General features: G+C 44.7%; 9 protein-coding genes. 1 reads left to right on the top strand and 8 read right to left on the bottom strand.

All coding sequences use genetic code 11. From position 1 onward, the window contains the following. A partial coding sequence (locus tag VK497_00085) for a TrmH family RNA methyltransferase (protein HMI08783.1) occupies positions 1 to 207 on the top strand: 207 nt, incomplete at its 5' end. A gap of 109 nt (positions 208 to 316) precedes the next feature. Here VK497_00085 and VK497_00080 read toward each other — a convergent pair. From VK497_00080 to gatB, 8 genes are all read right to left on the bottom strand, one after another. After that, positions 317 to 631, bottom strand: coding sequence for a hypothetical protein (locus VK497_00080; protein HMI08782.1), 315 nt, complete (start codon positions 629 to 631; stop codon positions 317 to 319). A gap of 93 nt (positions 632 to 724) precedes the next feature. Next, a complete protein-coding gene (gene dnaE / locus VK497_00075) occupies positions 725 to 4426 on the bottom strand; it encodes a DNA polymerase III subunit alpha (protein ID HMI08781.1) in 3702 nt (1233 codons plus the stop codon). A gap of 48 nt (positions 4427 to 4474) precedes the next feature. Then, positions 4475 to 4750 carry a DUF5665 domain-containing protein gene (locus VK497_00070; GenBank protein ID HMI08780.1) on the bottom strand — a complete coding sequence of 92 codons (276 nt, stop codon included), beginning with the start codon at positions 4748 to 4750 and terminating at the stop codon, positions 4475 to 4477. Positions 4751 to 4762: 12 nt separating this feature from the next. Further along, positions 4763 to 5050, bottom strand: coding sequence for a YtxH domain-containing protein (locus VK497_00065; GenBank protein HMI08779.1), 288 nt, complete (start codon positions 5048 to 5050; stop codon positions 4763 to 4765). 14 nt (positions 5051 to 5064) lie between these two features. Continuing rightward, entirely contained in the window at positions 5065 to 5307 is a 243-nt protein-coding gene (locus VK497_00060) for a hypothetical protein (GenBank protein HMI08778.1), read from the bottom strand. Positions 5308 to 5343: 36 nt separating this feature from the next. Continuing rightward, on the bottom strand, positions 5344 to 6216 hold the full coding sequence (locus tag VK497_00055) for a UTP--glucose-1-phosphate uridylyltransferase (protein ID HMI08777.1): 873 nt from the start codon (positions 6214 to 6216) through the stop codon (positions 5344 to 5346). Continuing rightward, positions 6213 to 6767, bottom strand: a complete 555-nt coding sequence (locus tag VK497_00050; GenBank protein ID HMI08776.1) for an NUDIX hydrolase — start codon at positions 6765 to 6767, stop codon at positions 6213 to 6215. Before VK497_00050 ends, VK497_00055 begins: the two co-directional genes overlap by 4 nt. Before the next feature lies 1 nt (position 6768). Next, the coding region (gene gatB, locus VK497_00045) for an Asp-tRNA(Asn)/Glu-tRNA(Gln) amidotransferase subunit GatB (GenBank protein HMI08775.1) at positions 6769 to 8002 on the bottom strand (1234 nt) is incomplete at its 5' end.

The raw sequence follows: 8002 nt of genomic DNA, 5'->3' as shown, positions 1-8002 counted from the left end.
GAACAAGATGGCTCATCAATCATGCTTCCGGATTACCGTCCGCACGAGAAAACCGTTCTTTTATTAGGTGAAGAAGTTGAAGGAATTACAGATGAATTACGGCATGCTTGTGATGACCTTATAGAAATTCCAATGGAAGGTCAAAAAGAATCCTTTAACGTCAGTGTCGCTACGGGAATTGCACTATACGCCTTACGGCTTAATTAGCTTTCGCTGTTTCCAGCTCGTCAGTATAGATACACATCTATAGAGCTTATCGAGAGAAAGAGGGCCGGAGCCCCGGAAATCCATTCGGACTTCCGGGGCTGCCGAGCAATCACGAGCGCATCACGAAGGTGCGACACAGGTAGCTCACGCCACCACAGACGAACGACGCGGCCTCTAGTAGCAGAATTCCGACCGAAACCAGATTGTACTGCGACAGTTTCACGCCGTAAAAAGGTAGTGAATGCTCGACGGTGTGACTGGTCGTCCCCAGAAAATGGATTCCAACCAGATAGACAGTACTGCACAGGAGGAGTATTGCTCCGCCATACAGCAGAATCGTACCCGTCTTTCCTCGTAGCTCGCGCCATGTTCCAATAACGGCTGCGCTAGCAAGGGTGGCAATAACGATCACCCAGAAGACCATATCTTCTCTTTCTCTCAGATGCCGTTAGACACCATCCTCGACAATCGAGGATAAGTATATTATACCATACTTGTTATGCTTCTGTCAATATTGCTACTTCAAAGCAACACAATCTTCGCCAAGCTGTATCACTAGTTCTCCCATGAGAGCTTCGTTGCTTTCCACCCTGAATGGCAGCTTGATCGCTGATTTTTTGTCTTCGCCGAGCACAAGGACAATATCGCTGACCCCTGGATATCTACTACATATTTGCTTTAGCGCTAATAGTGCTTCATGATCATCGGGATTTCTGATATGAACGAATAATTTTTTCATTGGGGGAATATCCATAATAGGACGTGGTTTTTCAATGGGTTCGGTAACTGCTGAGTCCAGTTTTTTACTTGTCCCCCCACTCACCCGCATGGCTTTTACTTTGTTAGATACTTTTGGAGCATTCATTTTGCGGCCTGTTGATTCATAGCCGCGCAGTTCTTCGTCGCTCACAATGACAACCTCATCAGCAATCATCTTTGCGTCTGTCCCCAGATTGCCGTCACGGTCGCGTGCGCTGATTTTTCCCGTCACGCGTATCACCGCATCCTGGACTAATTTTGCGCCGACTTGTTCGTATAAATTCGGAAAGATTATTACTTCGCCTTCGGCTGTTTTATCTTCTAATCCCACGAATGCCATTTTTGTGCCGCTTTTTGTCACAATAGTTCGAACGGTCGAAACAAGCCCGCCAATAGTCGCTTTTTTACCGTCAACTTCGGGCGTCATCTGCATTAAAGGAATGGTCTGTTCCTCAAAATAGGCGTCGTAATTATCGAGTGGATGCGCACTAATGTACAAGCCGAGGAGTTCGCGCTCCCAGGTAAGGCGTTCTTTTTCGGTGTATTTCGTAGGGGCTGTTTGCAGCGTAATTGTCGGTTGCAAACTGGCTGTATCACCCATACTGCCAAAAAGATCCGTCTGGCCGCTTAAAGCTTCTTTTTGTAGCTTACTGGCAAATCCTTGAATCGTTTCGAGGTTGAATAATAGGTCGGATCGATCACCCATTTTATCAAAACCACCAGATTTAATAAGTGATTCCCATGCTCGTTTATTTACTTTTGACGTACTGACGCGCTTGGCAAAATCTTCAACGCCAGCAAATTTTCCGTCCTGACGGGCACGTAAAATTTCCTCGACAGCTGCAACACCGACGCCTTTAATAGCCGCCATCCCGAAACGGATTTCACTTTGTCCAGGCACAATAGCGAACTCGACGAAAGACTCGTTAACGTCTGGTGAGAGTACTCGGATTCCCATATGTTTGCATTCGCCGATTTCAATGGCAAGGCGGTCAATGTCATCCTGATCGCTGGTCATTACGGCTGCCATAAACGCGTCAGGATAATGAGCTTTGAGATACGCCGTCCAATAAGAGATAAGTCCGTAACAAGCAGCGTGCGACTTGTTAAAGCAGTAGTTTGCAAATTCTTCCAGTTGATCCCAAAACTTCTCAGCCGTTGCTTTGTCAGATCCGCCATGCTTTATAGCGCCATCAACGAATTCAACCTTTACCTTGCGCATAAGATCAATTTTTTTCTTACCAACGGCTTTACGGAGCGTGTCAGCTTGTCCACCCGTAAATCCACACCATTCCTTTGAAATCTGCATGAATTGTTCTTGGTAGACCATGATACCGTACGTACTTTTTAGTGAGTTTTCCATACCTGGATGTAGGTACGTGATACGCTCTTCGCCATGTTTTCGTTTAATAAAGCTGTCGATAAACTGCATTGGACCTGGGCGGTATAGTGCCACCATGGCGATGATATCCTCAAATACCGTTGGCTTTAGTTCGCGCAAATACCGCTTCATTCCTGCGGATTCAAGCTGAAACACCCCAGTAGTATCACCTCGTTGAAATAATTCGTATGTCTTAACATCATCAAGTGGAATTTTAGACAGATCAATATCATCTTTATATACTTTTTTAATGATCCTGAGCGCGTTATTAATAATCGTCAGGTTTGAAAGGCCTAAAAAGTCCATCTTGAGTAGACCTAGCTCTTCAACTGGATTCATTGGATACTGCGTCGAGACAACGCCCTTTTGCGCCATTTCAAGCGGCGCGTATTTAACAATGTCGTCAGGTGCAATCACGACACCGGCGGCATGAACGCCGTGCGAACGGATTGTTCCTTCTAGACGAACAGCGTAATCAAAGACTGTCTTGGCAGTCGGGTTTGTTTCGTATTCACGCTTTAAGTCGGCATCTTCTTTAATACTTACTTTAAGCGGTATATGGCGTCCCTGAACGGGAGGTGGAATCATTTTAGATAAACGGTCAGCTTCTGCATATGGCACTTGTAGGACGCGCGCTACGTCGCGTACAGCAGCACGTGCCGCCATCTTACCGAAGGTGACGATATTCGCGACGCGAGATTCGCCGTATTTATTCGCACAATAGGCAATTACTTCATCGCGACGCGTATCCTGAATGTCGATATCGATGTCAGGCATGCTAATACGGTCGGGGTTAAGAAACCGCTCGAACAGAAGATCGTATTTTAACGGATTAAGATCAGTAATATTCAGCGCATAGGCAATAATTGATCCTGCCGCCGAGCCACGTCCTGGCCCAAAAATAATTCCTTGTGATTTACCCCAGTTAATAAAGTCCTGCACGATTAAAAAGTAACCGTTATAGCCCATCTTATCAAGGACGCCCAGCTCCATGTCGAGCCGTTCGCGAATTTCGTCGGTCAATGTCGGGCGTATATCTTCAATTGTCAGCGTAGCTGCTTCGTCAGGCAGTTTGTCCATATAGCGGACGGCTAGGCCTCGGTAGACAAGTTTATCGAGAAAGCTTTTTTCGCTTTCACCTTCTGGAACGGGAAATTTTGGAATCAGGATGCCGCCAAGCTCAAGTTCGACATTACAACGGTCAGCAATGCGGCGCGTATTTGCGACAGCTTCTGGGTTAGTCTTGTTCCATCTTTCAATAATTTCAGCTGGATCAGTCACGTGAAGCTCAAAATCCTTCAAACTCATGCGTTTTTCATCATTTAAAAACGAGCCTGTCCCGACACACAATAAGATCTCGTGTGCGTCTTGGTCGTCGTGACTTATGTAATGTCCGTCGCTTGTTACGACGCAGGGAATATCAAGTTCCTCGGAAAGCCGCTCAAGATGCTTGTTAATACCGACTTGAACATCCCATTTAGCTGGAGCGTCGGGATGCCCGTGATCTTGGAGTTCTAGATAATACCTATCCCCAAAAACAGATTTATACCACTGGGCAATTCTTTTTGCTTCCTCATAATTATCGTTACGAAGATTTTCACCGACCTCGCCACTAGCACACGCCGAAAGTACGATAAGACCTTCTCCGAATTCTTCGAGTAAATCGTGGTCGATACGAGGCTTGTAGTACATACCCTCAAGGTTGGCTTTGGTTGAAAGTTGCATAAGGTTTTTGTAACCCGTCTCGTTCATTGCCAGAAGAATAAGATGGTATCTGGCCTTGTCTTTTGCCGGGTCGCGATCATGCCGCGAACGCGAAGCAACATACGCCTCCATGCCAATGATTGGTTTAATGCCGCCATCTTTGGCTTCTTTGTAAAATTCAACCGCGCCAGACATAGTACCGTGATCCGTTATCGCAATAGATTTCATGCCCAGATCTTTAACACGTTGCACTAAATCAGGTATCTTTGTTAACCCATCCAAAAGGCTGTGATGCGTATGGTTATGCAAATGCACATAATCCGACGATGTTAGCTGAGTGGTGGACTCAGCCTTGGTCTTTGTTTCTACCCCCATAACTATTTCTAGTATAGCGAAAAGGGATAGTGTTTGTCTGTAGTAAAATTAGCGAGTTGAACGATTTAGCGTATCTTGTAGCTGCTGAAAGAAGTTGCCTACCCCAGGCCAATCAACCAATAAGCTTAAAATCCAAATAATAATACCGACGACTATAGTTCCACCCAGGACGCTCCCTAGGCCAAAAAATATACCGCGGATAAAGTTCATTTTATATACTTGGGCACGACTCCGATGAAGATCATAGAAAAGCTCTTCGATCAAATCGTGGCGAGCTCCGCGTTCGTTATCATTTGTAATTTTCTTGGCAAGTTTTTTTATCATAGAAAAACGACGCTATTTCTTTTCCGTAAAGCCTTCTTTTGCACCTTCGATAGCACCTTTAGCAGCACGTTCGCCGCGTTCTTTGTAATCTTCTGCTTTGTCTCTTGCTTCATGAACAGCCTTATCGGCTTTTGCCTTAGCTTCATCCGCACGACGGCTAGCTTCTTCTTTAAGCTCTGTTGCCTTTTCTTTTAGATCAGCACGCGTCTCTTTACCCGATTTAGGCGCAGTTAGTATTCCCGCGACAACGCCAGCAGCTGCTCCGATAAGTGCTCCTAGTGCAAATTTTGCTTTTGACATGGTTCGATACTCCCTTATTTCTTCTTAAATCTTTTTACTAATTGTGCGACCATTTTGGCAATTGCCACAGACGAAGACAGCTTACTAAAACCCTTCACGGCATCTTCGATACTTTCGGCTGTATGCTGAGCTGATGTTGTCACTTTTTTAATTTGATGCGTTACTTTAATAAGTAAAATTATTAGTATGATTCCAAGCAGTAAAAATATTGCAAGAAATACCGACAGGATGATGACCAGAATTTGAGCCCATTCCATGGTGGGAATTCCTTTCGGTTATGTTTATATGGTCTATTATAAACGGTTTTTCAGGTATTCAGCAAGTTGGACTCCGTATTCGTCGCTTTCAAGCGCAACATCCACGACTGCTTTGATGTACTTAAGCTGATCGCCCGTATCATGCCAGACGCCATCAATAAATTGTCCATAAACCGCATCTTTTTGTGCAAGCTCGTTAATACTATCCACCAATGTAATTTCGCCATTTTTATCAACTTTTTCTTCAGCAATAATTGGCAAGATGTCAGGCGTTAATAGATAGCCTCCGACAGAGGCGAAAGTACTAGGTGTATTCGCTTCGCCGGGCTTCTCAACTAACTCAGTAATCTTGAATGTTTTCCCACCAAGATCGTCACCGATTGCTGCCATTCCGTACTTATCAGCATCTTTTTTATCAACTTCAATAAGCGAAATAACTGACTTGCCGCCATTTCGTTCGTATGCATCGCGTAGCTGAATTGCACGAGGAATCTCACTTCGGAAAAAATCATCTGCGAAAAAGACAAAGAAAGGTTCGTCATCGATAAGATGAGTCGCGTTCAAGACTGGACGAGCATTACCTTTAGGCAGTCCTTTTTGACGAACATAGATAAAGTTTGCCATTTCTGAAATCGCTTTAATTTGATCGGCTTTGTCATCTTTTCCTTTTTCGCGAAGCTCCGCTTCAAGCTCGTCACTGCGGTCAAAATGATCCTCGATAGCACGTTTCGTACTACCCGTTACGATGATGATGTCTGTCACGCCTGCAGCAACGGCTTCTTCGACGATTAACTGGATGACCGGACGGTCAATAATTGGGAGCATTTCTTTTGGCATAGCCTTGGTCTGTGGCAAGAACCTTGTTCCTAGTCCTGCGGCGCAAATAATAGCTTTTGTTGGTAATTTCATTCTTTTATCTCCTCTTTATTTAATGCAATAAGGTCGTCATATGCTGCAAGTACTGCGAAAGGATCTGTAATTAACCCTTTTTTAGCATCATTAATAAACTTCGGAATTGTTTTTAATATAACTTCAATAAATTCGTGTTCTCCATTTTCAGGTGTAGTGCTTACCAGTTCACAATCGGTCGCAAGATAATAATACCATTTGCCATTCGTCATACTGTCTCTGTGAAACGCGCCTAGAAACTTTAGTGAGCCGGCTTCGTACCCAGTCTCCTCTAGCATTTCACGTTTTGCTGCTGTTTCGGGGCTTTCCCCAGGATCAACTATACCTCCTGGAATCTCATCCATAAGCTGTTCGGGTCCGGGTCGAAATTGACGACCAGTAATGACTTTGTTATCTTTGGTGAGCGCAATGATTCCAGCTGCTGAAAAATCTTCTCGGTTTATAGTGTCGAACTCTACACTTTTACCGTCTGGTAAAGTGAATGTTTTAGCAACGATTGTCCGCCAGCCAACTTTTGTTATTTTCGTAGGTTCAGTTCGCTGCCAATCCATACTATAATTTCTCTCGTATTAGTTTTTGAGCAAGAGCTGGATTGGCCTTGCCTTGAGATTTTTTCATCACTTGACCGACTAAAAAGCCGATGACTTTGTCATTGCCATTTTTAATATCTTCGATAGCTTTGGCACTTGCCGGATCGGCCAATACTTCGTCAACGATAGCCGCAATTGCCGATTCGTCACTAACTTGTATAAGGTTTTTACTTTCAGCAATTTCCTTTGCTGTTTTTTTACTCGTCAAAAGCTCAAGAAATACTTCTTTTGCAGCCGTACTACTCAGTTCGTTTGCGGCAACCATATTAGCAAGTTCGATAAAACCTTCTGGGCGCAGTTCATTTACTTCTGCGCTAGCTCCTTCATCATCGTGATGGCCTAGAGCGCTAGAAAACCAATGTGCTACTCTTTTGGCAACATCGTTATTCGCTTGCTCTTGGATAGTTGTGATGAGTTTTGCATATTCTTTAGTTGCAAGCAGTGAATCGATAACGGAGCGGTCAAGCCCAAGCGAAGCCCATTTCTCTCGATATTCAGGCGGTAGCATTGGGACAGTTGCTTGAATTTCAGCAATTTCATCATCACCTAAGACAATTGGTGGAATATCGGCGTCAGGCATATAGCGGTAATCTTGGGCATCTTCTTTAGAACGCTGCGAGTTTGTCTTTTGCTTGGCTTCATCCCAGCCACGGGTCTCCTGAACGATACGCTCGCCGTTTTCTAGGCGCTCTACTTGGCGTTTAAATTCGTATTCCGCGGCCTTTTCAACGCTTCTAAACGAGTTGAGGTTCTTAACTTCTGCTCGTGTACCAAGTTCAGTCGCACCCTTTAGCGCAATTGAGAGGTTGACATCAAAGCGCATGTTTCCATGATATAAATCACCGTGCGTGACACCTGCGTATGTCATTAGACGATACAATTCTATTGCATATGCTTTTGCCTCGGCCGCAGAGTGAATGTCGGGCTCGCTAACGATTTCAATTAAAGGTGTCCCTGCTCGGTTAAGATCGACAAGACTGTGGTCGCCGTTATGAGTCAGTTTTCCTGCGTCTTCTTCCATGTGAGCATGGTGAATTTTGACACGAACCGAACTGCCGTCTTCAAGCGGAGCGTCGATATAGCCCGCTAGGATAATCGGCTGGTACATCTGTGTTGTCTGGTATCCCTTTGGAAGGTCTGGGTAGAAATAATGTTTACGATCAAATCGGCTGATGTTCGCAATTTTAGCGTTCAAT

Source organism: Candidatus Saccharimonadales bacterium (assembly GCA_035317825.1).
GTDB lineage: Bacteria > Patescibacteriota > Saccharimonadia > Saccharimonadales > Saccharimonadaceae > DATHGB01.
The sequence above is the reverse complement of the archived record's forward strand: the minus strand, read 5'-3'. Positions and strand labels throughout refer to the sequence as shown.

Coding starts and splice junctions, on each gene's coding strand:
- VK497_00080 (HMI08782.1), bottom strand. CDS start 631: ATGGTCTTCTGGGTGATCGTTATTGCCACCCTTGCTAGCGCAGCCGTT.
- dnaE (HMI08781.1), bottom strand. CDS start 4,426: ATGGGGGTAGAAACAAAGACCAAGGCTGAGTCCACCACTCAGCTAACA.
- VK497_00060 (HMI08778.1), bottom strand. CDS start 5,307: ATGGAATGGGCTCAAATTCTGGTCATCATCCTGTCGGTATTTCTTGCA.
- VK497_00070 (HMI08780.1), bottom strand. CDS start 4,750: ATGATAAAAAAACTTGCCAAGAAAATTACAAATGATAACGAACGCGGA.
- VK497_00055 (HMI08777.1), bottom strand. CDS start 6,216: ATGAAATTACCAACAAAAGCTATTATTTGCGCCGCAGGACTAGGAACA.
- VK497_00050 (HMI08776.1), bottom strand. CDS start 6,767: ATGGATTGGCAGCGAACTGAACCTACGAAAATAACAAAAGTTGGCTGG.
- VK497_00065 (HMI08779.1), bottom strand. CDS start 5,050: ATGTCAAAAGCAAAATTTGCACTAGGAGCACTTATCGGAGCAGCTGCT.